The sequence below is a fragment of the Bacillus sp. CCNWLW194 genome (assembly GCF_037120585.1).
Classification (GTDB): Bacteria; Bacillota; Bacilli; order Bacillales; family Bacillaceae_G; genus Bacillus_A; species Bacillus_A basilensis.
Map to the genome: position 1 here is coordinate 40,433 of NZ_JBBBBL010000004.1, position 24,747 is coordinate 65,179.

Consider the following 24,747-nt stretch of genomic DNA (forward strand, 5'->3'; position numbering starts at 1 on the left):
TCTTCTTTTAAGTAAAATATATTTCATTAAATAAATAAACTTAATAAACTATAGTCTAAAAAGGGGTTAAAAAATGAAAAAAGTATTATTCCGAGGGAAAAGTACAACTGATAATCAATGGTTATATGGCTCACTCATTTCAAATTATACTGAAAAACAGTTTTTTATTGATGAGCACCATCAATCAGCACCAGTTATTCCTGAAACAGTAAACCAGTGGATTGGACTTAACGAAATCTCTGCTGAAGAAAAGAAAGTTTTTGAAGGGGATTTTCTAATTTTAGAAAGAAAATTAATTGATGAAAATGAGGGATTTTGGAACTCAAATGCAGGACAAATAATGAAAGAGCATAATATTGATGAAGTAATTATTCATATTTTCGTCTCAGATGTTATGGAAGTAAAGTATGAGGGATATTTAAAACGAAATAATCAATTTTTGACTGAATGTGAATACTACAAAGTTGATGAAGAAGATAAATCTATCTTTAGCTTTCGTGATAATGGATTGCGATTTTTAAAATATATAATCGGAAAAGGTGCAAGAGTAATAGGGAATGAATACGACAATCCTGAAATATTACCCGTACAACAATAGGAAGAGGGGAACAACATGAAACATTTACTTATTATTGATTTAGAATCTACTTGCTTCAAACGAGGAACAGAACCTCACAATTTTTTCTCAGAAATTATTGAAATCGGTGCAGTCGTATTAAATACAGAAACATTTGAAATTGTAGAAGAGTATCAGACCTTTGTGAAGCCTGTTCTATTTCCTACCTTGAGCGAATATTGTTTGCATTTAACTACGATTAGGCAGGATGAAGTGAACAATGGAAAATCCATTAAAGATGCTCTGAATGAAATAGCTTCATTATACAATAAATATGATTGCGTATTTGCTTCTTGGGGATTCTATGATAAAAAACAATTTAAATCAGTTTGTGATAGATTCGGTTTAGATTATCCATTTGGACATGCTCATATTAGTCTAAAGCATGAACATGGAAATTGGACAAGACAACGCCCTATGGGGATGGAACGTGCTTTAAAAATGCATCATTTATCATTAGAGGGAACTCATCATAGAGGCATTGATGACGCTCGTAATATATCTAAAATTGCAAGTCATATGATTCACTTTGGTTGGAAACATGAGTTGATGAATTAAACATACTCTCTACACACATAGCAGGAGCTCCATATAGGGGATTCTGCTATTTACATGATATAAAACTACTAAACACAAACAAATTGGCTACAGAAGAGCAGGAGGGTTATTAAATGCGATTTAATGCAAATGAATTTATTTATGCAACTGATGAACAGAGTGTTTATCTAATCACAGAAATTTTAACCGAAAATTTTGGTGATTCTTATTATGGGAAAAATATCTTGAATGAAAGTACCAGAGCTTTTGATGTAACGGCATCCCATTACCGAAAAGCGAATATAGAAGACATTGCACAAGTACTGAAAAAGAAATTAAATCCTCAAATGCATATGGGCACTGCTAATAGTGTGGAATTGTTGAAGATTCTAAATAATAGTTTTTTAGCTCCGTTTATTACTGAAGGGTTTGTACATTTTTCCTTTACAAATGAAGATATCCTTTACGTTGGGGATATAGAATCTAATCAAAAAGCAAAAATACAGCCATCAAAAGAATTATTTATAGAGTTGATTTCAAAATTAGCAGAGGTTGTTAATAAAAAATTTGATTCATCAAAGCCTTTATTAACGATTAAAGAATATCCAGTTTACATAGTAGGTCGATTCGACATGTTTCATAATAAGGAATTTTATGCAACTATCGAATTGCAAAAGTAATCAAATAAAATAGCCACTCCTTTAAAAGGATGGCTATTTTTCATTCTCTAAAACTTTCTGTTACATTACAGGTCTATCCATTACCTTCATTTGAGGACATTTTTCTTGTAACATTTGAAGGAATTTTTCCTCTTCTCGTGGCACACCAATAGAATATGTTTCATACATGCCATACATGACCTCTATTTTCTGCAAGGACCATTTTTGTGAATTGGAAGGTTTTCCTGAATAACGTAAATGACGAATGTCTTCAAAAGGAATTTCTTTATTAAACCACATGTATTTTAGAATGAGACTTTTATCAGTAATCTCATAAGAAGATGTAAAGACAGATAAGAATGTAACGAGACTAAATAGCATTAAACTTACTGAACCAATATTATTGTGGTTACTGAACAGAATACTAAATATTAAAGGCATAAACATCAAAGCTATTGCTACAGGAATTGGACTGTGTTTTATTTTAAACTTCATCTATATCACCTCCTATGTATCTTGATTTTATTATATAACATTTTACAGTTTTATATATCTTTGAAAGGTCCTTATACAAAGGAAATCGAAGTATTCAGAAAATACAACCATTAGTTCATTCATAAGTAATATTTAATCAGTATTAATAAAGATTAATAGGTATATTGAGACTCAAATTCAACACATTAAATACATTGTAAAAATGAAATATCTTCAATCCCTTGATACAAAAGGGTTTGTCGTTGTTTTTTCTTGCTTGATACCTTCCATAATAAACATCATTTCTTGTAATTATTCACACTACTTTTTTCTTGTTTACTCTATAATTTTCAATTCTATCTGTTTTTTATCTCTAATAATTTTATATTCTTCTTTAAGAATTTGATTTTTTTCCTTGGATGTAAAATAAATCCTATTTTGTACGATGTTCAAAAATTTTTTCGGTATAATTAGTGTGAATACGGAAAAGAAAAAATTAAGGACTGAATATTCTGACTTGTAAAGGCGAGAAAAAGGTATATTTCTTAAAAAAGGGCATGGGAAAGAGGGGGTATTTAAGCTGTAATTTTTGCCTGATAATACCCATTTGCAATATTGCGTATGAAACCATATGTATTCTCTTTCATTCTATCGAGGAATCCTTTTGAATCGTTTAATGTTTTAATAGATTCATTAATGTTCTTTTCAATAGATACGATTGTTTTATTTAGAGAGTCCAAACCAAACTCATAAACAAGTGATTTGATATGCTTTTCTGTAATATCTAAAGAGCCACCCCATGATTCGATGTTGCGAGCAAATTTGTTGAACTCAAATACACCGAGAATTGCTTCAGTTCTCTTTTGTTGTTTGCTATGTTTTGTTCCGACAAGGTTAAAGGATAAGACGAAACCATCTTTGATTTTATTTTCGATTGATTTATTCGCTTTCTTTTCTTCAAAGAAGGTACGAATACATTGATTGCCTTCGAATAATTCTAATTGGAAGATATGCGAAAGTTTGTCGGCCATCTTGCGAATAGCAGACTTATACCCAATATACGGAGGTAATACATTCTTAATTTCACTGTAGGAAACGACAGCTTCCGAATTCTCTTTTACATTTACTTCTTTTTCAAAGGAATAAAGAGCCCTCATAGCCAGTCTAAGCACGTTCACATCTTTAATTTTGAACAACTCATAAATAACGTCATCGGAAATTGATGTATATCCACCTTTTGAAACATAATCAGTTAATTCTTCACCTAATAAATCAACTTTCACATTTGCTATGTATTCCTTTACCTCTGCAAATACATCATCTTTTTTTATGTTTGCGATATCTTTCGGTTGTAGGTCTAAGAACTGTAATAAATAATCCACCAGTTCTACCTTGATATATTCACCAAAAATTCTATCCCAACGAATAATGCCTTTATCTTCTAAAAGTTTATTGTTATTGCGTATAGTACGAACAGAGCAGTGAATTGTATTCGCTAACTCTTCTTCAGAAAGGAAAGAAATGAATCCTTCACTATTTGATTTAGCAACATATGCGATTACTTGTTTAATTAAAGAACTTGTCCATTTGAATTCACCAGGGATAGGTAAAAACTTACTGTCAATCCCGAAAGCATGTTTTTCGTAATAGTACTTATCATCTACTTTTGTATTTCGGCTTAAACCACTGAATAGTACTAAGAGCTTATTTGCAATCAAAGTATGTCTTTTAATTGTTAGTGTAGGTTTGCTCATTCCTTATTCCTCCTTTCTCCGACAATAATCTACGATTAAGTATAGTAAATTTTGGCTAACATTGTAAAACTGCATATTAGTACGGAAGTTAGGAGCATTTTTTGTAGAAACGTGATAACAATAGGCTTCATAGCTTGTTTTTCAAAACTGCATATTGGTACGGAGTTAAGGAGCAAAACTACATATTAGTACGGAGATTAAGAGCACAACTGCATATTGGTACGGAGAATTAAGCATATTAGGAGCAAAATTACATATTAGTACGGAGATTAAGAGCAAAATTGTGTTTAGTTTTAGAAAAAACTGACAATTAATACAGGGGATAATCACAAATTTTTAAGAGAAACTGCATATTGGTACGGAAGTTAAGAGCAAAATTACATATTGGTACGGAGAATTAGCGGTTTTAAGAACAAAACTGCATATCGGTACGGAGGCAGAGAGCAATATTATGAAAAATAGGAGGTTTAGACACAAAATGTTCACAATTTATTTTTTAAAAAAGTCCATGAATGTAAATGAACTGCATATCAGTACGGAGATTAAGAGCAAAATTACATATTAGTACGGAGAATTAGCGGTTTTAAAAACAAAACTGCATATTAGTACGGAGGTTAAGAGCAAAATTACGTATTGGTACGGGAGTTAGGAGCAAAAATACACATTAGCAGAGCAAAAAATACAAATAAATAAAAAACACACCCTATAACGGTGTGTTTAATCCCATCGGAATGTCTTTGTAATTTGTTTCTAATAAGTCTTTGGCTTCCTGTTCTTCCACTGGATAGAATTCGATATGGAACGTGTCACGAATCCTTCTATATGCTTTTACAATGATTTGTTTCTCTATAATTTCGTCAAATGCTTTTTCAATTTCTTTTATATTTTCAGGCTTACTTCTCTTCTTGAATCGGATACTTCCTGCAAAATATATTAAATCTCTTGAGATTTTATATGAACCACTTGTTTGATAGCATATCATTCGTTCTTTTTGAAGTACAAAAACCAGATGATGGGCTAAATCAACTTTTAATTCATCAACTTTTTGTTTATATACCAAAACAGTTTGGCGTTGTATATAGTTCTGGTACATACTATCCGCAACTACAATTCTTGCAACCACGTTACCATTTGATATTGGTGTTAGTTTAACATCTGAAAACACACCAACTAAGTTAACCTCGCCATCATCTTTCATGTTTGTAAATCTAAAATTACCCATCTTGAGCAATCGTTCCGAAACTGCGGTGTAGTTCTTTTTCCCATCAGATGTATATAGCTTCTTTACTAAATCACCAATTGTAACAATGATTGTGCGTTGTGTAGTAAAAGTTTCATCCCTATGACTCATCACTTCTAAGAATAACTTGTAGTCGAAAGGGTCTAAATCTTTTACGTTATGATTTAACTCATCAACATAGTCTTTACTGATAAGAATATCGAATTTATTTCCATCTGATAGGCTGTATTCATCAGCATAAAAATCAGATTCATTTGTATTTTTTTCTTTATGGTCATTTACTTTTACCTTACCTCTTACATTACCAAAAATGGGATACTCAATAGCAGAGAAGGGGCTTTCTACGACAATATTGGTAGAATAAGAATTCCGTTCTTCCTCTAATAATGTCATTCCTACAATCATTGTAATATCTGTAAAAATAGCTGTTTCCACTTGTTTCTTTGTTTTTTGATGAAGATAAGGGTAGCTGGAAAGTGATTTCTCATCAGATTCACTCCATACCAGTAAAAGTTGTTTGCGTTCTTCAATGACAGATTCGGGATTTGGATGATTATTGAATTGTTTTAAGAAAAGCTCTTTACCATTCTTCTCATAATAATCGTTTAGTAGCTCGAACTCACCCAGAAGTTCCTTTTTGTTTTTTCGATTTACTTTCTTGTCATAATCCTTGATAGCATTTTGTGTCCATCTTCTCTTTGTTCGATTTACGGAATCTTTCTTTACCTTAATTAATGTTTCTTTTGCATCTTTATTTTCAAAATGTTCTTTATATATGTAAGAAATGATATCCTCAATATCACCAAGATTTTTGTCTTCCATTTTTTCTAATAATGTTGTTTTAGAAATCTTATCTATTACTTTTTTGATTAGGACGTCTGTTTCAAACAAATGAAATAGCTCCTTTCTATTACATTCTTATAAAAAATTGTACCGTATTTTTTTATGGATGTGAAGGAAGATATGTTATATCTCTTCTGCAATCTAAGTATTATACAATAGTTTATATAAATTAGGTATTTAAAAAAATTCAATAATTGAGGAGAGAATGATGATGAATAATGAACAAACAATGGTAAATGAGTTTTTGAAAGGATGGGAACAACATATTAGGGATATTGTAAAAACAGATGAACCTACTTCTTTTGTTGTTTGTGCGTTAATGCAGAAAGAAGAAATAAAAAGATTTATAAATAAAGGTTCAGCAGGTTCATTAGTAGCATTGGCAGAATTAATTGAATCAATTAAGAAAGAGTATATGATTGTGAAAAAGAATCAACACTTTTTAGGTTTAATTGAAAAAGTTGAGTCCGAAGAATCTGTAGAAATGATTCAGACAAATAGACGTAGATGGCTTGAAGTTCAAAACCATGAAGAAACATATGTAGCAGAATTGGTTAAGAAATTTAGCTAATTTTACGCAACTTAAAACTTCTATTCTTATAGAAGTTTTTTTATTTGCTCAATTAAGACTTAATATTTCGTCAATAACAGGCATTCTCATTGTATATTAATATTTCATCTAAATTAATATATGTTAATAGGTATATTGAACATCAAATTTACGATATTACATACATTGTAAAAATAAAATCTATGAAATCCACTGATATAAAAGGAATTGTAGACATTTTTCCTTGCTTAATACTTTCCTTAATCAACACGATTTTTTGTAATTATTCACAAGTCTTTTTTCTTATTTATTTTATATTTTTCAATTAGGCTTGGTTTTTAGCATCAATCATCTTACAAGTTTCCTTAGTGATTTGTTTTTCTTCCTCTGATGTAAAAAATATCCTATTTCGTATGTAATTTTTATCAGGCAATTCTTTTGAAGTATTAATTATTTTATTCGAATAATATAATTAAAATTCGTAAACAGGTGATGTAATATTTGTGTTAGCATATAATATATAGCTATATAAATAACAGGTATTTTAAAAAATTGATTCTAAAGGAGAAAAGAAAAATGAACACTATTGAGGCTAAAAAATTAGAAAAGAAACATCTTGAAAATGAATTAATGGAGCTTGATAAAGAAGCACAAATCTTAGACCAAAAGAAGAGAAATATTGCTTCGAAAATTGAGGATTGCAAAAGAGACATTGAACGTGAAATCTACCATGGTATGACGCAATATGAATATTTCAATAGTATTCATGGAGCAGAGTTTAAAGAAGGAAAATTCCGAATTCGAATTGGTGGAGCATGGGGAAATGGTCTGTATGTCAATACAAATGTAGGAGATATGGAATTGTCAGTACAAAGTAAGTACGATGATGACAAACGTTGCTCATTAAATGTATCAAAAGATTATAGTATTAATGGAAGAGGATATGAGAGAGAGCATGAAGGAAGTAGCATACCAGAGAAATATAAGGAAGTTTATCAGGAAATGCTTGTTATAAAAGCTAAGTACGGAAAGCTAATGGAAGATGCAGGAATTGACCCAATCCATAAAAGTATCTTGGATAGATTTCTGAACACTAACCGCATTCCATATCCAGATATTGATGTGGACAAGGTTATAGAGAAGAAGTATTTGTGTAAGGACTTAAAATAAAACTTTCAAAAACGGATGGATATTTTCATCTGTTTTTTTATTACATATATAAACAGAGCATATAATAAGAAGTTATAAAGAAAACAGGTAGTACAAAACTTAATTAAAAAGGAGTGTCATGTTATGACAAACACATTTACAAAGGTTGAATTAAAAGCATATCCATTATTACCTCAAGTAGAACCAGGTATGGAAGTTGTAGCATTAAAGGATTCGGATTATGAAGGCTTATTTGGTACAATAGATGCTGTACTTTATGGTAAGGATAAAGAAACAGAAAATGATACTGTATTGGATATTGTTGTCACGTTTAAAGAAGAAGAGGGACGTAAGATTGATGAAACACATCCTCATTTGAATGGGACAAGTATTTGTGAAGTAATTATGGGAGAAGATGAATTAGGATTTTTCTTTACTGTGTCTAATAACTTAGCACAACAGTTAGATGGAAAATACGTTTGTCCTGCGTGTGGTAAAGGCATGACTTCTATCACTGAGCATCAAGGAGAAACTATTCAATGGGACTTTGCAGATGGAGACTATCAGAAGAGTATCACTAATGAATATTCTGATGGTAAAAAATGTGGGGAATGCGGTTGTGAAATTAATGATGAGAATGAAGTATTTTCATACTGAGAAAACACATATACAGGGATGTTTGTTACATTCCTGTTTTTTTAAAATATATAAAAGGGGAATCGACCATGAAAATCAAAAAATATAATAGAGATGATAAATGGGTATTTATGACGATGGAAAATGAGGATATGTTAGCGTGTAAATGGCTACCGTTTCTAAGTGATAATACAATGATTGAAATAGAACTATACAAAGAACAAGAATGTGTAGCAGAATACAGGGCGTTTTTAACGAAAAGAATGGATGTCCGTGAAGGGGAATTTATCTATGAATTGCAGATTTCTCTAACGGATGCAGATAAACAGATGGATATAGGAAGTAGTAAGACAATTTCATTAACACCAAAACAATATATGCGAACAGAAAAAGAAATGACACTAAGAAAACTGGCAAAAGTATTTTATGAGATTATAAATGAATAATTTTTACAAAGTAGACAATTTTAATTTGTCTGCTTTTATTTTTTATTGAAAGAATAGTAAGTGCATATAATAAATGGACAACTATAAAACAGGTAGTTTCAAACACTTAGTTAAAAAAAGGAGATTGATTGAATGAGGAATTTGTATGTAGTTCAGTGTATAGCAGGTAAGGATGTTTTAGGAAGTGTGAGAAAGCACGTAATACTAAAATATGCAGGAAACCCTGAATGGACTATTACAAAAGCAGTAATGCGAATGTGGGAGGTGATTGAGTACAAGGTAATTTCTACTCAAAATAAAACAAATAGTGTGCAAGCATAATAGCGGAAAAGGAGAATAGATAATGTTGAAATATAAAATAGCAAAAATATTACCAACAAACATTCTTTTATCAATACCATATACAGGATTACATGCTCTCAATAACTTCTTAAATGGAGATATGGGATATGTAGCAATGTGTGGTGTGATTTCCGTATTGCAACTATTTTGTTTTAAGAAGCTTAAAAAACTTGTAGATAAAATGAAACCAAAACATATGAAGCAGGAAGAAAGAGTAAATCATATGGCGATGTAAACAGTAAAAAAAGAGTATCCTTTTAGGACGCTCTTTTTTTTTACATAAATACTGTCTATTTTATAAACTTGAAGTAGCTCACAAAAAATATGATTTCCAAAGTAATAATTGAAAATATAGTAATCATAGTCCATCCGTTAAGTGGAAGTTTTTTATTTAATAAATTTTTCATTTTACTCACCTCGAAAGAATATTTTTATTCAGTAATAATTTTAAAGCGAACTCCGATAGGAAAACACTCAACTCCATTATCATTCACGATGTAAAACCCAGTACCAGTTACCTTCATAACAGGATATACTTTGTCCTTTGTAACATGGTCAAACAACTTTTCATCATGCAATGCCATCAATTTATCACCAACAACTAATGTTTTTCTTTCTTTTACTTCCATATAATCACCTATTCTATGTATTTTTTACTCAAAACAAATTTCATATTTGTTATAAATTCTCTTCAATTTCATTTTTCATTGAATCCATGTCCTTAATAAAATCCTCGTATTCACCTAAAGTCGCAAATGAAATAATAATGCCATTACCTAAATGTAGCAATATGGCTTTATCATCCTCATCTATAGAAAAATATAAATTGTAACCTATTCTTATTACCTCTCTTCGCAATAAAGTTTAAAACTGTATTATTAATAACAATTTTATTAAATATTACTTAACTACGGTAAAGCATTCTTCACGATATAATGCTTTCTGGTACAATCCTGTTTCTATGAGCAACCATCCTTTTTTATATAAAGTCGCTGTATATTTCTCATTTAAAACCAAGTTGTCATAATTGTTATGCCATTGTGTATATATAACTTCCATTTCTCGTTCCTCATTCCTTAATGAAATTAAAATCATATAATAAACTATTCAAATAATACATTTATCTAAATAAATTATTTATTTTCTTCACTAATCCTAAGGATACTTACTGTTGAAGTATTATCACTTACAACTTCAAACTTTTCACCATAGTTTTCGATGATAACTCCTTTTTTATAATCTTTTAATTCAATGATGAAATTCTCATTTGATGTTCCATCTTCGTTAATAATGTATGCTATTTTCATTGTTCCTCGTGTAGTACCAACTACTTCACTCTCATCTGCAAATAGATATAACGAATCTCCAAAATCAGTAGCAACCCAATCAGCAAATTTATCATGCCAGTATACACGTCTTATTTGCCCATCATTTCGTTCAATTAAATCTTCTTCATATATATCATTACCAAGTTTATCTTTAAGCCCTGTGAATTCATCTCTTCCTATAAGCTCATAACCAAATTCAGAGTTGAAACAAGGTGATAATTCAGATGCGTTCCGTGTTTCCAATTGACTTAACGTATATATTTTTCTTTCAATATTATCTGTAGCAATATGCTTGAATGTATAACGAAATTTTTTCTCTCTCAAAATAATTCCTCACTTCATTTTCTTTTATCGTAAATATTTTATTTACTTATTTTTGGGGAATTCATGTTTTTCCATTTCCTTATAAGTCAAACGTTTGTAAGGTTCTATTTCAATACGACCACTGATTGTCTTATATTCTGAATGATTAACTTCTTTATAGGTAATGTAACCATCGTCTGTCCTATATGTATCTGCGTATATGATTTGTTTTTGATTGTTAATATCAATATACTCAATTTTATATACTTGTTTTGGACTGTTATAACTATCTATACCTAAACCTATAGCAAGTAAAACAATTAAAACACAAGCTATTGCACCTAAAATCATGTCATGTTTTTCTAACAATTTATTTTCACCTCTATAAGCTACTTAATAAAGTTCTTCCCACTCTGCTTTGCAATCATTATTCGTACAGCACAGCTTTAATTTCGTAAGGGTTTCAGGTTCACCATACTTACTGGTAGTAACATGAGAAATACGCATTACTACATTGTCCTTTCCGCATTTTGTGCAGGTGCAAGTGAATTTTCCATTTGTGATATTTTTCATAGTAAATTTTCCTTTCTTAAATTATTATTGTTTTTCTACAAATGACGGTAAATCATTTACTTGTATCTAAATCCAAAATTACTCTGTTAATTGAACCTCTGTACATATGACCTCATCAAATCGAACCCATACAAAATATCCTTCTCCTTTGTCGAGTTTCAAAGATGAGTTAGAGAAGTCAATTGTTAATACTTTTAATTCTTCTTCTTCGTATATTACTTTCATTAGTAATCCTCCTTTTCATTTACCTAAATATTACACACGCATCATTGTTACAGTAACTCGTTTTTTGGATTTCCCTTTTCTGTAAACTTGATAAGAGTTAAGAAAATCATTAAATTCATTTACTTTTCGATAACCATTTACTCTTAGTTCATGAACTTTCTTTTTGAACCGTTTCCAGTCTTCATCTTTCCATTCAGCAAAAATGAAATCACCTTCTGTAACGTTTATATGAATCCTTGACATCATAAGTCACTCCTTGTTTAGAGAATTTTAAGCTATTACATACATGCTTTTGTTATAAAACTTGAATTGGTTCAATGACCACTGTTATGTAAGCCATGTCCCAATCACCTTTACAAGAAAACCAGTAGTTAATAACTCCTTCTTTTAGTGCAGGAGGATGATTTAGAATTTCATCCCTTTTTGCTCTGATATGAACTGGATGTGTACCATACATTAATTCATCATCGGATTTTGCAACATCTAATTTTTCTTGCAATTCTTTCATTCGTTTATTGAACTCTTTTTCAGCATCATTCCATAATTGAAAGAATTGTGGTTTTGTCTCGCAACCATACATATCCACTTCAGCAACTTTATAAATCTCCATCTATAATTCCCCACTTTTTAGATATATTGTTTTACTGTATACATCACTTATGAAACAGGTTTTACTGTGACGGTTGCAGGGTCGCAATGGACGACTATATATGAACCATCTAAATGAGCATTTGTAATGACTTCACCTTTTTTAAACTGTTGACAATCAATATTAAAGTTAAAAAAGGGAGTATCATCCATATGTAGAACAAACATCACCATAATGAATCAACTCCTCATAAATTCTTATTTATTGCAAATTAGATGGTGGAGATATATTTCCATTCACCATTTTCTAATTTAAACGTATCCATATCGTCATCCACTCGATAGAAAACAGAAGGTTTGTTTTCTGAGGAAATAGCAAAATACATGAATTGCTCATCTTCTTTTACATATTCGATAGTTTCATGACTCCATAAGGACAGTGTTTCTTTTAGACACTTTTTGCAGAATAAAATTTCTTTCAATTTCTTTTCCAATTCTTGAACCATACGATTTTCCGTCCTTTCTAAAACTCTTTAGATACAATGTTAAAAAGAAAAGTTGCGAAATATGAATTAGGCAACTTTTACTTTTCTATCTGTGATTTTCCAATTTCCTCGATTATCGTGAGAAACCAGAGCGTTATGTTGAAGGACTAACATGTCTCGTTGAATCGTGCGTTGGCAAACTCCAAATTCATCTTGCAATTTTTTTGTAGTTACACTGCCTTCCTTGCGAATGAATAGATAAATAGATTTGCAACGATTCAACATATGTTTCGTTTGTTTTTTCATTAAAAACATCTCCTTAAAATAAATTCAGTTTGAATACCTTTTATATATATATACCTTTATATAATATTTATTTTGACTATAAATAATAACTTATATTTATTTTGACTATTGTCAAAGAAAAGTATACATCATTCATTTTGAAATGAAAAGTGTTTTTACAAATATTTTCTATGAAGCTTATCTATAATATAGGGATTATAAAAAACAGGTATTTTAAAAAATAACTTTTAAAGGGGATAGGATAGTGCGTAACAGGAGTTTAACAATTATTTTTTTATTAATGAGTTATGTAATTATTAGCGATAGAATCTCAAATGTTGCACGGATGATAGATAGTGAATTTCTACAATTTGTAATTTGTAGTATTGGATATGTTTCTTGGGTAGGTATTGGTATTTTTTTATATAGTCGTGTGAAAACAATGATGAGTAAGGGGTGTTAAGGAGGATGAATAAAGAGGCTGAGAATAAATTAGTATATCGAGTATATGAAGGTATTGTTATTGGCGAGAAAATCCCATTTTTATTTTGTGTTTCTAATGTGAGAGAACATTCACTACGAGAGGAAATTGAAACTGGTGTGAGAAAGATGTCTTGTGATTGGCATGTAATTCACGGAACAGGAAATCGAAATGAAGCAAGAACAATGGCAAATGATACGGAATTTTAATGTCGAAGTAATGACTAAATTCTATATAAATTACATAGAATATATGGATATTTTATAAAACAGGTGTTTGACAAAATTTAATTTAAAAGGGAGCGTTATTTATTATGTTAGGTATGTTCAAAAAGGTTCGTAAAGTAAAACAAATTTTAGGTGCGTTAATTTTATTAGGATTATTATCTTGGGTAGGTATTGAAGGTGCTTTAGTTGGTGGAATAATTGGTTATGGTATGTATAAAGCGATTAAAAAGTTTGGTATTACAAGTCGATTAAAAAGATTCGTTACAAAAAAGAATGCTTTTAAACTTGCATTAGGCGTATTTGGTTTATATATGGTTAAGACTTTTGGGTTGGTAAATATTGTTTTTGTTACAATTGTTGCAGTTGGTTATTATGCATTTGAAAAATATGATGTAAAGGCACAATTTGTTAATTTAAAAAGAAAAGCATTTTTAAAAAGTGAAGGTTATGCATTAGTAAAAACAAATGATTCAGATGTTGCATTCAAAAACTTTGAAAATGGAACACTGACAGTATTTAACTTTGATGCGAAATTTAATACATCTATTCATTTAAAACAAAATCAAGTTACGGAAATTCAAAATCATACGGCCGATGATTTTAATGAAATTGAAGTAGTAGAGATTGAATTAAGTGAAGAAATGAAAGAATTAAATAAAATGAATTACAAGTTATTAAAAGGCGATGCAACATCATTAGATGTAATGTTTAGAGTATTTGAAAATGGCGTATATGTTTTCTGTTTTGATGGGGGCAAAAAACATACAGATGGTGTTTTCTTAGAAAATGTTATTTTTAATGAAGCAATGCACAGCAATACAACTACTACTGCTCTTGTAGTTGCTTAAATTTGAAGAGGTGATTTATTGCCTCTTTTTTTTTATACCTGGTTGAGATATAACTATAGTTAACAAATGAAAATAGTTAGGTGGAAAAACAAATGTTAACAAGTGAAATGATACTAAACAAGTTAGAAGAAAATATTTCAACATTAAAAGAATTTGAGGTAGAGTCAATTGGAATATTTGGTTCTCATGCGAGAAATGAAGCACGAGAAGATAGTGATATAGATATGGTTGTACGATTTAAAGAAGGTAAAAAGACTTTTAAGCGTTTTATGGGATTAGAACAATTTGCAGAGGAACTATTTTTAAAAGAGGTAGATTTGGTATCGGAAGAGAACGTGAAGCCAGAGATTTTGCCTTATATGAGAAAGGATGTTAAATATGTTAAAGGATTACAGGATAATATTTGAAGGTATTTTAACAGAAGCAAAGGATGCAGAGGAATTTGTAGAAGGTATGTCATTTGAGGAATTTAAAAATGATAAGAAGACAATGAAAGCAGTTATCAGAAGTTTAGAGATTATTGGTGAAGCAATGAATCGTATTCCAAAAGAATATCAACAAAAACATAAAGATATTTCTTGGTGGGCGTGGGTTAAGTTTAGAAATGTACTTATTCATGTGTATCATGCGATTGATTTAGATTTAGTGTGGGACGTTTTAAAAAACGAAGTGCCTCCATTAAAGAAGCAAATGGATAGATTGCTAAAAAACCCTAAAACATCGAATCCAAAAGCATATAAAAAATCAAAGCAAAGAACATATCATAAAGTAGAAGCGTAAGGAGAAATCCTTGCGTTTTTTATTTGCTCTTTTATGAAACAGCTTAAAAACAACTATAATACATGGAATATATAAACAGGTGAACTTAGGTTTCAATTTAAAAGGAGATAGGTGGCATGAGTAATCAATTAATTGAGAAAAATGTACAGCAACTAAAAAAAGAAGTATGTAAAAAGTCTTTTTCTATGATGGATATTGTTTGTGAAGATTATGATTGGTGTGTCTTTTATGAGCACACACAAGTATTAATCAAACGTTTGTTTAAAACATTTCAACGACTTCATAAGGAAACAATGGACTTTGAAATTATAACAGATTCTGATAGAAACGCAGATGAATTAGGACTTTTCTATTACAGCAAGTATGGTCATGTTGAAGTTTGGTATCAGATTAATAGTAATGAATTAACGTTTAATGAAATCAAAACAGATTTTTATAAACAGGTGTATGCATTAGTTTAGTCAAGTTATGAAGATAACTTTTAAAAAGGAGAGAATGATGATGACAATTCTAATTGAGAATCAGGTGAAAAGTATGCAAGTTACTCTACAAGGGGAATCTATCCATATAAATGAGTTGGTTCACAAGACAAAACGATGGAATTCATTTAAAGAAACTTTATTTATGAAATCTCGTAATGTCCATATGGATTTACAACGAGTGAAACACGAATTTGGAAGAGTGGACATTCAACATGATATAGCTGAAGAATTAAACACGATTATATTTTCATCTTTTTCAAAGTATGGAAATGTATTTCTAATATTTTTGGTAAGAGAAAACATGTTGACGTTTCAATCAGTACGAATAGAAGAGTGCAGTGCAGAAGAAACAGATTTCTTATATTCATTAGTATAGGTCATATCAACGTGGTATGGCTTTTTATTATGAATAGACTTGGGCTGATAGTATGACAGAACCAAATGATAAAATCTAATAACCCTTACTATAATGAGGTATACAGAAGGGGGAGTGATTCATCATGAATACATTACATAAAGAAAACTCTTTATTTTTCAGAGAAGAAAACAAGCGAATGAAAGAATTAATTTGGAAATTATTATTGGGAATGAGTTCTTCAAAAGATATTCATATGTGGGAAGCAGAAGTAAAGACATTAGATAAGGATATTTCGGACGAATATACATATTCCTTATGTAGAGAAGCTGAGACATTCTTCCTTGAGTATTTGCTGATTCATCATCCTGAACATCAGGTACTACAAGAACATTTTTGTTCTACAGATGTTGTGCTTCAGGAAAGAGAACTGGTTGTACATACAATGTTTGTTCGAATCTTAATTGAAATCAAAGAACTGAACGTATTAGAAGAGGATTTCACCTATTTATTGGATGATATAGGTCAAATATATAGGATGAACAAAATGGAAGTATTATCTTTCGCAAAGGAATTGAGAGGCAATCTAAATTCTATTACACCAAAAGAACAAGAACTGCACTTAAGAATTAATGCATTAAGTAGGTTCGCAAATATTATATGATGAAATTTTGAAACAGTACATTTTGATGTGCTGTTTTTATTTTTTTGTGAATTGTTGTATTGAAAGAGATAGAACACTTATTTTGTTTACTATAGTGAAAAAATATTCATATAATGAAGTAATTCATTTTATAAGGAGGGATGCGTCTATGGGGAAAAAATGTTCATTTTGTGGTTTTGAAAAAAAAGACTTCTTACCTGCCATGCAGGAAGGAGTTGGGATTTGCAAGACTTGTTCACCAATTGCATTTGAACACTTTCATGGGAAAATAGATAAGCATAACAAGGAGAGTACAAATAAAAAACAAGCATCACCGTTGTATTCACGTCCTTTAAAACCACATGAAATAAAAAATAGATTAGATAAAGATGTGATTGGACAAGACGATGCAAAGAAGGTTTTGACAGTCGAAATTTATAATCATTACAAACGAATTTATAGCAAAGTAAAAACAAGCATTCCTAAGAACAACATATTACTAATTGGTGAGAGTGGTTGTGGAAAAACGCATTTAGTAGAAACGATTTCAAAAATCATTAATATTCCCATGACAATCGTAGATGCTACTACAATTACAGAAACAGGATATAGCGGAAAAGATGTAGATAGTATTCTATCATCTTTAATACAAGAAGCAAATGGAGATGTTGCCTCTGCTGAACAGGGCATTGTATTTATTGATGAAGTCGATAAAATAGCAAAACGTACATCAAATACAAGTAAAAAAGACCCGCAAGGTGAGGGTGTTCAACAAGCATTATTAAAAATGATTGAGGGTACAAACTTTACAATCGAACAAAATAGACAATCTATTAAACGAACAACTGTAACCATTAACACTTCTAATATTCTATTTATATTTGGAGGAGCTTTTGATGGATTGCAAGAGATTGTAGATAAACGAATGAATAAGCATAAAAAAACGATTGGATTTATGAATGTAGATACAGTAGAGATAAGTAAAGATGATTCTGAAATGAGTCCTATAAGGATTGAGGACTTAATACAGTTTGGAATGATTCCTGAATTCATTGGTCGTATTCCTCTAATACTTACACTAAACCCATTAACGAAAGAAAACTTAATGGATATTTTAGTGAAGCCTAATGGGGCTATTATTCCTGAATATATAAAGCTATTCAAAGAAGAACAAAAAGATTTGCGTTTTACAGATGAAGCGATTGAATATATTGCTACAGAAGCTTTACATAAAGGTTTAGGAGCACGAGGGATGAAGGGAATTGTGGCGAAAAAGATGAATGATTTGTTATATGACATGCTTATAAATGAGGATATGACGGGGTTTGTAGCTACTAAAACCTTTATTAGGGGGTAGAACAGGGGATACGACATATTTTCTTCATTTTTAGTTATTAAATCGAGAGATAAATACTACTATATAACATAATCAACATTAAAGATGTTGACTATACAAAATAAAAAAAGTCAAAAATATTTTGACTAAAAACAGAATAGTAGGAGGTGCATCGCCATGACAGAAGCTATCGAAAGAAAACACCTTTCCGTGAAAAACGGAATTATGGCTTTCTTCTTAACTCTTGTGATGATGATGGGCTTTGGACTACCTGTGATGCAAGCACATGCTGAGGGACAAATCGGTGATGTTGAAGTTAAAGTTGGTAGTGACGGTAAATTAGAACTTAAGGGTGGAGGTATGAGCAATACTTCTAACAGTGGTTCTGCTTGGACTAATTTTATCAACAAATACCGTAACTTCATCGTTGGTATCTCTGGTATCGGTGCGGTTTCAATGATTATGTTCTTCATTTTCCAATTCATGAAACTTGGTGCATCTGCGGGTAACCCACAAGCTCGTTCTCAAGCGTTAACAGGCTTAATTTGGAGTGGTGTTGCGGCCGCTGGATTAACTAAATGGTCCCCTGCGTCAGAGATGACGAAAGGAAACAGTTGGTGAACCTGTAAATGCAGGGTGTGTAATAATAGATATCTATTATTATGCTAACGGTAGAAGTGAAATAAGACTGCTTGTACGACAATTACAAGCCTTTCTCTCAAAAAAAGAGAAATGACCATAGGCGAATGAGCTTCGTAAGAGATACTAAGGTCTACAGAGATGTAGATAGCTGTTAATACCGTGCTAAGTGATTATAAATGTATTATCTATATATATTTATGATTGAAAGTGTAACGACTATCGAAAACCTATAACAGTATAGAGTTAGTAGAGTAGGAGGTTGTGGTGAAACTCCCCCTTCGAAGTGCCAACACTCCAAACAGATGAAGCTGTGGAGTATGATATAGTCTTTTCCTTAAGATATGTGTCGAAAGACAAAAAAGGAAAGTAGGTGCCGTAACAATCATCGTAGGATTATCCGAAAGGAAAAGTCCCCTATGCCAGAAATGGTGTAAGGAAAAAGTTGGTGAACCTGTAAATGCAGGGTGTGTGATGATGCAATCATGCTAACGGTAGAAGTTAAATAAGACTGCTTGTATGACAATTACAAGCCTTTCTCTCAAAAAGAGAAATGACCATAGGCGAATACGCTTCGTAAGAGACTCTAAGGTCTACAGAGATGTAGATAGCTTGATAATACCGTGCTAATCTACTATATAACATAGTAGCAAGTGTAACGACTATCGAAAACCTGTTAAAAAACAGAGTGAGTAGAGTAGGAGAAAGAAGGTGAAAATCCTTCCTCCGAAGTGCCAACATGCCTAACAGTAAAAAACTGAGGTATATGATATAGTCTAACCCCTTATGAAATATGTCGAAAGACAGGGTACAGTGTTTTCTACAGTGCATTCAAATAAGCAAAGAACAAGCCAAAAAACGTACTTGGATATTTTCCAGGTGCGTTTTTTCTTTTGGATAAAAAACATAGAATACATAGCATATATAAAACAGTTGTATCTATTGATACATGATAAGAAAGGGGGGATAAAAATGCCAAGAGGTTATCAAAAAACACATGAAGATTTTTTAAAAGAGGTGAAAGAGAAAAGGGGGAACGAATACACTGTATTAGGTGTTTATAAGACGTCAAGTGAATCAATTCGTATAAGACATGATGCTTGTGACTATGAATGGGATGTACAGCCACGGGTATTTTTAAAAAGCAAACGATGTCCAAATTGTTATGGAAAAATAAAAAGGACAACAAAATCATTTAAAGAAGAGGTGAAAAATTTAGTAGGTGATGAGTATGAGGTTTTAGGAGAGTATAAAAATAGTAAAACCCCTCTAACGGTAAAGCATAATATGTGTGGAAGGGAATATGGTATTCGACCAAATGATTTCATTTCATTAGGGGCGAGATGTTCTTTTTGTGCAGGTAATATTAGAAAAAGTCATGAAGACTATGTAGGAGAAATAGATAGTATTTATGGCTCTGAATACAGTGTGATAGGACAGTATAAAAGTAATTCAAATAAGATTAAAATCAGACACAATCAGTGTGAGTACGAATGGAGTCCAAGAGCAGATGGATTTCTTCAAAGAAAAGCAACATGCCCTGAATGTACAAAACAAAGAAGAAGGTTAAATAAATTAAAAACACATCAAGAATTCAAAAGAGAAATAGCGGATATCTATGGTGATGGATACACCTTATTAAGTGAGTATCAGGGGAGTAGAGTGAAAATAACAGTTAGGCATAAGAAGTGCAATCATATATTTGATTTGAATCCTGATAGTTTATTGGTAGGCTCGGTTTGTATAAAATGCAACTCCAGTAAAGGTGAACAGCTTATAATGAACTATCTTGAAAGTAAGAACATTGAATATGAAAAGGAATACACTTTTGATGATTGTATTTATAAAGGGAAACTTAGATTTGATTTTGCGGTTTCTAAAGAAAATAAAATTGTAACCCTCATTGAATTTGATGGAATACAACATATGAAGCCTGTTGAACATTTTGGGGGAGAGGAATCGTTTAGAAAAAGACAAATAAAAGATAGAATAAAGGATGAATATTGTATATCAAATGAGCTTTTACTAATCAGGATAAGTTATAAAGAGTTCAATAAAAATCCTAAAAACATTGAACGCATTTTAAACGAAAAACTATTGCCTCTCATGAAATAAAGTACCTATTTTAGGTACTTTATTTTTTATGCCTTTATTCGATTCATATAATCCTCAAAATCTTCATCAGAAATGATTCCATACTGATGGTAAAAATTCAATTTATCAATGTGATGTTTTAGTTGAACTTCATCCACAGAACCATCTAATGCATTATTTTCTATAAATCTTCTAATAAAGCTTAATCTAATAACAACCTCAAGCTCAGTTAACTCCATATATTCTATTTTAGGATTCTTACGATGTTGTTGAGTTAATTGAATTAGACCTAATTCGCCTCTACTAATAAACCTTCTCGTTTTATCCTCAAACAATACGGCGAGTTGCCCATCACTATACTCCATAATTACTATCTTTTTATTCATAAAACCCTCTCGTTTCTCATTCGTTTATATTGTGTTTCGTTTATGTATTTAGTAGAACAGCTTCTCCCATATAGTCGAACCATATAGGAATAGTAATCCGTAGACTATCTATTATATATCATATAACATTAACTATAGTCAATGGAAGGGGTGAGTTCCCATGAAGATTTATCCAGTTCCTCCTGATATGAAAGAGAAGGAAAAAGTTATCGGGGGCGTATTAAATTTGAATCAATTTTTCTGGTTATTAGGTGGCTTCGGTCTTGGAGCACTATTCTTCATTTTGAGCTTTGTCACAATTGGAAACGGAATTATAGCCTGTTTCTTAGGGCTTATTGGTTTACTATCAGGAACACCATTTGCCTTTAAGAAAAAATTGGACATGACATTATGGGAGTATATCAGTCGAAAACGTGCTTTAAAAAGAAAAACAACAAAACTAATAAACCGTAGAAGGGAAGTGTAAGAATGACAGGAGTAATTATAGGAACCTTTTTATTACTTGCTCTATTTGGTGGTATGGGATGGGCTGTTATGTATCAATTGAAGAAAACAGACCCAAAACAAGCGGATACATCTGCAAGGGAGGACATTCAAAATGCACAAGAATTCCTGCCGTATAAAGATGTTGCCGATTCAATGATTGATTTAGGTCAACATCACTATAGAGCGATTATTGAATGCAACTCTATTAACTATGATTTAAAAACAGAAAAAGAAAAAGAAATTATTGATTTATCTTTCCAACGTTTCTTAAATTCATTATCGCATCCAATCACATTCTTTGTTCATACAAGAACAGTTGATAATGCAAAAACATTGAAGTTATTAGAAGATGACATTCTGACTACAATAAAAGACTATCCAAATTTAGAAAGTTATGGAGACGCTTATTATTCAGAAATGGCAAATTTACCAACAATTATTGGTAATAACAAACAAAAGAAAAAATATATCATCGTACCTTATATGGAAGCGAATGAGTTAACGACAGCTACGGATGAGGAAAAATACGATTATTCTGCAAAAGAACTTTATACACGTTGCCAAATGTTAATTGATGGATTAGCAGGTATTGGTGTAAAGGGAAACATTTTAGAAACGAATGAAGTTGCAGAAGTAATATTTGGTGTATATCACAGACAAAACCATTCACATGCTGAAGGTGTTGTAAGTGGTGAATACTTAAACCTTATGGTGGAAGGTAAGAAGAATCCATTACAAGAGGTATTACCAGAAGGGAAATTGGATTGGATTTTATATGAATCTCAAATTCGCTTAGAAAAAGAATTATTAGAGAGTAACGGAGTAGATGCAGATGTAAAATCTTCAGCAAATCAAGCGATTCAAGAAATCAATAAAATTCGAGAAGCTGTTGCAGGGTACTACAAAACACCATCTGTAGAAATTCCAAATATTCCTGAGATGGAGGCTGATAAAGATGTCATTCTTTAAGAAGAAAAAATCAAAAAATAAAATAAACGGAGATGCAATTATTGATTTAAATGCCAATCATAAAGAAGAACAAACAGATACATTAGAAAGAGGGACAAGGAGTATGAAGGATTTTGTTGCTCCTCCTTCTTTTGATAGAAGTTTTGATGATTGTTTAAAAGTAGGAAATAAATACGTGCGTAATATGGTTATGCAAGGATTTCCTACAAATGTATCTGTGGGTTGGCTTGATTTGTTATATAGCTATGAAGGTGATTTAGATACAGCGTTATATATCGAACCTGCTGATGATAGAACAGCTCTTGATGAATTAACGCATAAACTTACGCAATTCGAATCGCAATTACAAATCGAAACAGAAAAGGGGAATATTCGTGATATTACACGATTAAGAAATACGATTGTTCAATTATATAACCAACGTGAAAAATTAGAGCAAAACTATGAAAACCTTTTTTACATCCAAATCACATCGAATTTATATGCGGATTCTAAAGAGGAATTGAATAAGGAATCCCAAAAGTTAGACAACAAATTAAAGGGTAGAAAGGTTTATATGATGCCTACCTATTTAAGACAAGATGATGGCTATAAATCAGCTCTTCCATTTGGGAAAACATATATATTAGATTCATTCAGAAACTTCAACTCTGGAGCCCTAACAGCATGTTTCCCATTCTATAATTCTGAAATCTCTCATGAAACAGGTATTTTCTGTGGAGTGAATTTATCAACGTCTACACCTGTATTAATTGATTTTTATGATAGAAATAAATTAAATAACTCGAATATTACGGTATTTGGTCAAGCGGGTTCTGGTAAAACATTCTTCGTGTCCTTATTAACAATGAGAAGTGCATTACGTGGTGTACGTACAGTAATTATTGACCCTGAGGGAGAGTACAAACCACTTACAAGAGCATTAGGAGGAGCACATATTTATGTAGCACCTGACTCTAAACACTTCCTTAATCCGTTTGATGTAGAGACAGAATATAATGTGGACACTGGTAAAGAGGAGATTGATTTAAAATCGAAAGTTGCCGACTTGTTAAACCTTGTAGCGGTTATGGCAGGGGGATTAACACCTGAACAACGTTCTATTGTAGGTCACATTCTTGCAAAAGTATATAAGGATAAAGGCTTTACAGCAGACCCTGATTCGTTATATGACAATGAACCATACTTTGATGAGTTAACTGGTGAGTTCTCAGAAACAGGTCGTAAACGTCAAATGCCAAGATTTACAGATTTCCATGATGAATTCGAGTCTTATGCAAGAAAAGAACAGAATAAAGAATTAGAAAGTTTAGCAAATGCACTAAAAATCTTTAAAGAGGGTGGCGTGTATGACATGTTCGACTGTTATACATCTGAAGAATTAGCAAACTTTAAAGATGCACCAATTGTTACTTTCGATATTAGTAGATTAGAAGAAAGTGTACTTCGACCAATTGGCATGTTCGTTTCAATGAGTTGGACTTGGGAGAAATTTGCCAAGAAAAATCCACATATCAAAAAACGTATTGTCTGTGATGAAGCATGGATGTTAGTAAATAAAAATATGGCAGGATTTGAATATACATCTCAATTCTTAGAAAACTGTTCAAGACGTATCCGTAAACGTAACGGTGGATTGTTAGTAGCATCTCAAAACTTTATCGAATTTGCGAATAATGAGCAAGGTAAAGCGGTATTAACGAATGCTGTAGTCAATATATTCCTACGTCAAGATAGTACGGATATTGATTTATTACAAGACACATTCAAATTATCTGATGGAGAAAGAAACTTCTTACTACAAGCTCAACGAGGCGAGTTACTGATTCGTATGAATGGAGAAAGCTCTGTTGCTTATGTAATGCCATTTGAATTTGAAGTGGACTTAATTAAAAAAGCACATCAAGCGAAACCTTTGGATGAAGTAGAAGAGAATCATAACCACATTCAAATAAAGAAAAAAATCGCTTAATGTAAGGAGGGATACT

Annotated in this window: 37 protein-coding genes; 23 read left to right on the forward strand and 14 right to left on the reverse strand. The window is 31.4% G+C overall.

Annotation, left to right across the window (positions count from 1 at the left end):
• The first annotated feature begins 73 nt into the window (after positions 1–73).
• The 3 genes from V7S50_RS09320 to V7S50_RS09330 all read left to right on the forward strand — a co-directional run bounded on the left by V7S50_RS09320 (position 74) and on the right by V7S50_RS09330 (position 1,833).
• The gene (locus V7S50_RS09320; RefSeq protein ID WP_336376210.1) at positions 74–598 is read left to right on the forward strand and encodes a hypothetical protein; all 525 of its coding nucleotides are present in this window, start codon (positions 74–76) and stop codon (positions 596–598) included.
• Between the two features lie 15 nt (positions 599–613).
• A complete protein-coding gene (locus tag V7S50_RS09325) occupies positions 614–1,174 on the forward strand; it encodes a 3'-5' exonuclease (RefSeq protein ID WP_336376209.1) in 561 nt (186 codons plus the stop codon).
• A 113-nt stretch (positions 1,175–1,287) separates the two neighbouring features.
• Positions 1,288–1,833: a hypothetical protein gene (locus V7S50_RS09330; RefSeq protein WP_336376208.1), complete on the forward strand. Its 546-nt coding sequence runs from the start codon at positions 1,288–1,290 to the stop codon at positions 1,831–1,833.
• A 60-nt stretch (positions 1,834–1,893) separates the two neighbouring features.
• Here the strand turns inward: V7S50_RS09330 and V7S50_RS09335 are convergent, their stop codons facing one another.
• The 3 genes from V7S50_RS09335 to V7S50_RS09345 form a co-directional block, all read right to left on the reverse strand.
• The gene (locus V7S50_RS09335) at positions 1,894–2,307 is read right to left on the reverse strand and encodes a PH domain-containing protein (protein ID WP_000669342.1); all 414 of its coding nucleotides are present in this window, start codon (positions 2,305–2,307) and stop codon (positions 1,894–1,896) included.
• Between the two features lie 554 nt (positions 2,308–2,861).
• Positions 2,862–4,040: a hypothetical protein gene (locus V7S50_RS09340; protein ID WP_336376207.1), complete on the reverse strand. Its 1,179-nt coding sequence runs from the start codon at positions 4,038–4,040 to the stop codon at positions 2,862–2,864.
• A gap of 703 nt (positions 4,041–4,743) precedes the next feature.
• A complete protein-coding gene (locus tag V7S50_RS09345; protein WP_061662749.1) occupies positions 4,744–6,171 on the reverse strand; it encodes a hypothetical protein in 1,428 nt (475 codons plus the stop codon).
• A 163-nt stretch (positions 6,172–6,334) separates the two neighbouring features.
• Between V7S50_RS09345 and V7S50_RS09350 the strand changes: the two genes are divergently transcribed.
• The 6 genes from V7S50_RS09350 to V7S50_RS09375 all read left to right on the forward strand — a co-directional run bounded on the left by V7S50_RS09350 (position 6,335) and on the right by V7S50_RS09375 (position 9,481).
• Complete coding sequence (locus V7S50_RS09350; protein WP_336376206.1) at positions 6,335–6,694, forward strand: hypothetical protein; 360 nt, start codon at positions 6,335–6,337, stop codon at positions 6,692–6,694.
• Positions 6,695–7,249: 555 nt separating this feature from the next.
• Positions 7,250–7,843, forward strand: a complete 594-nt coding sequence (locus V7S50_RS09355) for a hypothetical protein (RefSeq protein ID WP_336376205.1) — start codon at positions 7,250–7,252, stop codon at positions 7,841–7,843.
• 123 nt (positions 7,844–7,966) lie between these two features.
• A complete protein-coding gene (locus V7S50_RS09360) occupies positions 7,967–8,479 on the forward strand; it encodes a hypothetical protein (protein WP_336376204.1) in 513 nt (170 codons plus the stop codon).
• A gap of 68 nt (positions 8,480–8,547) precedes the next feature.
• Entirely contained in the window at positions 8,548–8,904 is a 357-nt protein-coding gene (locus tag V7S50_RS09365; protein WP_098349617.1) for a hypothetical protein, read from the forward strand.
• A gap of 132 nt (positions 8,905–9,036) precedes the next feature.
• Entirely contained in the window at positions 9,037–9,225 is a 189-nt protein-coding gene (locus V7S50_RS09370) for a hypothetical protein (RefSeq protein WP_086877573.1), read from the forward strand.
• Positions 9,226–9,247: 22 nt separating this feature from the next.
• On the forward strand, positions 9,248–9,481 hold the full coding sequence (locus V7S50_RS09375) for a hypothetical protein (RefSeq protein WP_086877571.1): 234 nt from the start codon (positions 9,248–9,250) through the stop codon (positions 9,479–9,481).
• A gap of 196 nt (positions 9,482–9,677) precedes the next feature.
• Here the strand turns inward: V7S50_RS09375 and V7S50_RS09380 are convergent, their stop codons facing one another.
• The 10 genes from V7S50_RS09380 to V7S50_RS09425 all read right to left on the reverse strand — a co-directional run bounded on the left by V7S50_RS09380 (position 9,678) and on the right by V7S50_RS09425 (position 13,054).
• Positions 9,678–9,875, reverse strand: coding sequence for a hypothetical protein (locus tag V7S50_RS09380; RefSeq protein ID WP_000453185.1), 198 nt, complete (start codon positions 9,873–9,875; stop codon positions 9,678–9,680).
• A 271-nt stretch (positions 9,876–10,146) separates the two neighbouring features.
• A complete protein-coding gene (locus V7S50_RS09385; protein WP_000452100.1) occupies positions 10,147–10,305 on the reverse strand; it encodes a hypothetical protein in 159 nt (52 codons plus the stop codon).
• Between the two features lie 74 nt (positions 10,306–10,379).
• Positions 10,380–10,898, reverse strand: coding sequence for a YopX family protein (locus V7S50_RS09390; RefSeq protein WP_001208314.1), 519 nt, complete (start codon positions 10,896–10,898; stop codon positions 10,380–10,382).
• Between the two features lie 42 nt (positions 10,899–10,940).
• The gene (locus V7S50_RS09395) at positions 10,941–11,246 is read right to left on the reverse strand and encodes a hypothetical protein (protein WP_242298841.1); all 306 of its coding nucleotides are present in this window, start codon (positions 11,244–11,246) and stop codon (positions 10,941–10,943) included.
• 282 nt (positions 11,247–11,528) lie between these two features.
• Complete coding sequence (locus V7S50_RS09400) at positions 11,529–11,675, reverse strand: hypothetical protein (protein ID WP_000864872.1); 147 nt, start codon at positions 11,673–11,675, stop codon at positions 11,529–11,531.
• Positions 11,676–11,705: 30 nt separating this feature from the next.
• Complete coding sequence (locus tag V7S50_RS09405) at positions 11,706–11,918, reverse strand: hypothetical protein (RefSeq protein ID WP_242298842.1); 213 nt, start codon at positions 11,916–11,918, stop codon at positions 11,706–11,708.
• A 52-nt stretch (positions 11,919–11,970) separates the two neighbouring features.
• Positions 11,971–12,285 (reverse strand): hypothetical protein, encoded by a 315-nt coding sequence (locus V7S50_RS09410; RefSeq protein ID WP_336376203.1) that lies wholly within the window; start codon positions 12,283–12,285, stop codon positions 11,971–11,973.
• Positions 12,286–12,332: 47 nt separating this feature from the next.
• Positions 12,333–12,497 carry a hypothetical protein gene (locus tag V7S50_RS09415; RefSeq protein WP_172796989.1) on the reverse strand — a complete coding sequence of 55 codons (165 nt, stop codon included), beginning with the start codon at positions 12,495–12,497 and terminating at the stop codon, positions 12,333–12,335.
• Positions 12,498–12,535: 38 nt separating this feature from the next.
• Positions 12,536–12,769 carry a hypothetical protein gene (locus V7S50_RS09420; RefSeq protein ID WP_336376202.1) on the reverse strand — a complete coding sequence of 78 codons (234 nt, stop codon included), beginning with the start codon at positions 12,767–12,769 and terminating at the stop codon, positions 12,536–12,538.
• A gap of 66 nt (positions 12,770–12,835) precedes the next feature.
• Positions 12,836–13,054: a DeoR family transcriptional regulator gene (locus tag V7S50_RS09425; protein ID WP_061662738.1), complete on the reverse strand. Its 219-nt coding sequence runs from the start codon at positions 13,052–13,054 to the stop codon at positions 12,836–12,838.
• Positions 13,055–13,298: 244 nt separating this feature from the next.
• Here V7S50_RS09425 and V7S50_RS09430 point away from each other — a divergent pair, with 244 nt between their 5' ends.
• From V7S50_RS09430 to V7S50_RS09480, 11 genes are all read left to right on the forward strand, one after another.
• Entirely contained in the window at positions 13,299–13,496 is a 198-nt protein-coding gene (locus V7S50_RS09430; protein ID WP_098297225.1) for a hypothetical protein, read from the forward strand.
• A 5-nt stretch (positions 13,497–13,501) separates the two neighbouring features.
• Positions 13,502–13,723: a hypothetical protein gene (locus V7S50_RS09435; RefSeq protein ID WP_336376201.1), complete on the forward strand. Its 222-nt coding sequence runs from the start codon at positions 13,502–13,504 to the stop codon at positions 13,721–13,723.
• A 104-nt stretch (positions 13,724–13,827) separates the two neighbouring features.
• Complete coding sequence (locus V7S50_RS09440; RefSeq protein ID WP_242298848.1) at positions 13,828–14,589, forward strand: hypothetical protein; 762 nt, start codon at positions 13,828–13,830, stop codon at positions 14,587–14,589.
• 92 nt (positions 14,590–14,681) lie between these two features.
• A complete protein-coding gene (locus V7S50_RS09445) occupies positions 14,682–14,996 on the forward strand; it encodes a nucleotidyltransferase family protein (protein WP_098297223.1) in 315 nt (104 codons plus the stop codon).
• A complete protein-coding gene (locus V7S50_RS09450; protein WP_098434109.1) occupies positions 14,968–15,369 on the forward strand; it encodes a HepT-like ribonuclease domain-containing protein in 402 nt (133 codons plus the stop codon). Before V7S50_RS09445 ends, V7S50_RS09450 begins: the two co-directional genes overlap by 29 nt.
• 116 nt (positions 15,370–15,485) lie before the next feature.
• A complete protein-coding gene (locus V7S50_RS09455; RefSeq protein WP_336376200.1) occupies positions 15,486–15,830 on the forward strand; it encodes a hypothetical protein in 345 nt (114 codons plus the stop codon).
• 40 nt (positions 15,831–15,870) lie between these two features.
• Positions 15,871–16,227, forward strand: coding sequence for a hypothetical protein (locus V7S50_RS09460; protein WP_336376199.1), 357 nt, complete (start codon positions 15,871–15,873; stop codon positions 16,225–16,227).
• A gap of 124 nt (positions 16,228–16,351) precedes the next feature.
• A complete protein-coding gene (locus V7S50_RS09465; protein ID WP_336376198.1) occupies positions 16,352–16,870 on the forward strand; it encodes a hypothetical protein in 519 nt (172 codons plus the stop codon).
• 148 nt (positions 16,871–17,018) lie between these two features.
• The gene (gene clpX / locus V7S50_RS09470) at positions 17,019–18,206 is read left to right on the forward strand and encodes an ATP-dependent Clp protease ATP-binding subunit ClpX (RefSeq protein WP_283747731.1); all 1,188 of its coding nucleotides are present in this window, start codon (positions 17,019–17,021) and stop codon (positions 18,204–18,206) included.
• Positions 18,207–18,362: 156 nt separating this feature from the next.
• The gene (locus V7S50_RS09475) at positions 18,363–18,806 is read left to right on the forward strand and encodes a hypothetical protein (RefSeq protein WP_336376197.1); all 444 of its coding nucleotides are present in this window, start codon (positions 18,363–18,365) and stop codon (positions 18,804–18,806) included.
• 990 nt (positions 18,807–19,796) lie between these two features.
• On the forward strand, positions 19,797–20,939 hold the full coding sequence (locus V7S50_RS09480; protein ID WP_336376196.1) for a hypothetical protein: 1,143 nt from the start codon (positions 19,797–19,799) through the stop codon (positions 20,937–20,939).
• Between the two features lie 26 nt (positions 20,940–20,965).
• Here V7S50_RS09480 and V7S50_RS09485 read toward each other — a convergent pair whose 3' ends face one another.
• The gene (locus V7S50_RS09485) at positions 20,966–21,283 is read right to left on the reverse strand and encodes a hypothetical protein (protein ID WP_336376195.1); all 318 of its coding nucleotides are present in this window, start codon (positions 21,281–21,283) and stop codon (positions 20,966–20,968) included.
• Between the two features lie 181 nt (positions 21,284–21,464).
• Here V7S50_RS09485 and V7S50_RS09490 point away from each other — a divergent pair, with 181 nt between their 5' ends.
• The 3 genes from V7S50_RS09490 to V7S50_RS09500 are packed head-to-tail and all read left to right on the forward strand — an operon-like array spanning position 21,465 to position 24,731.
• Entirely contained in the window at positions 21,465–21,770 is a 306-nt protein-coding gene (locus V7S50_RS09490; protein WP_336376194.1) for a PrgI family mobile element protein, read from the forward strand.
• A gap of 2 nt (positions 21,771–21,772) precedes the next feature.
• Complete coding sequence (locus V7S50_RS09495; RefSeq protein ID WP_336376193.1) at positions 21,773–22,759, forward strand: hypothetical protein; 987 nt, start codon at positions 21,773–21,775, stop codon at positions 22,757–22,759.
• A complete protein-coding gene (locus V7S50_RS09500; RefSeq protein WP_283747726.1) occupies positions 22,746–24,731 on the forward strand; it encodes a VirB4 family type IV secretion system protein in 1,986 nt (661 codons plus the stop codon). The genes V7S50_RS09495 and V7S50_RS09500 overlap by 14 nt, the downstream gene beginning before the upstream one ends.
• Positions 24,732–24,747: the final 16 nt, after the last annotated feature.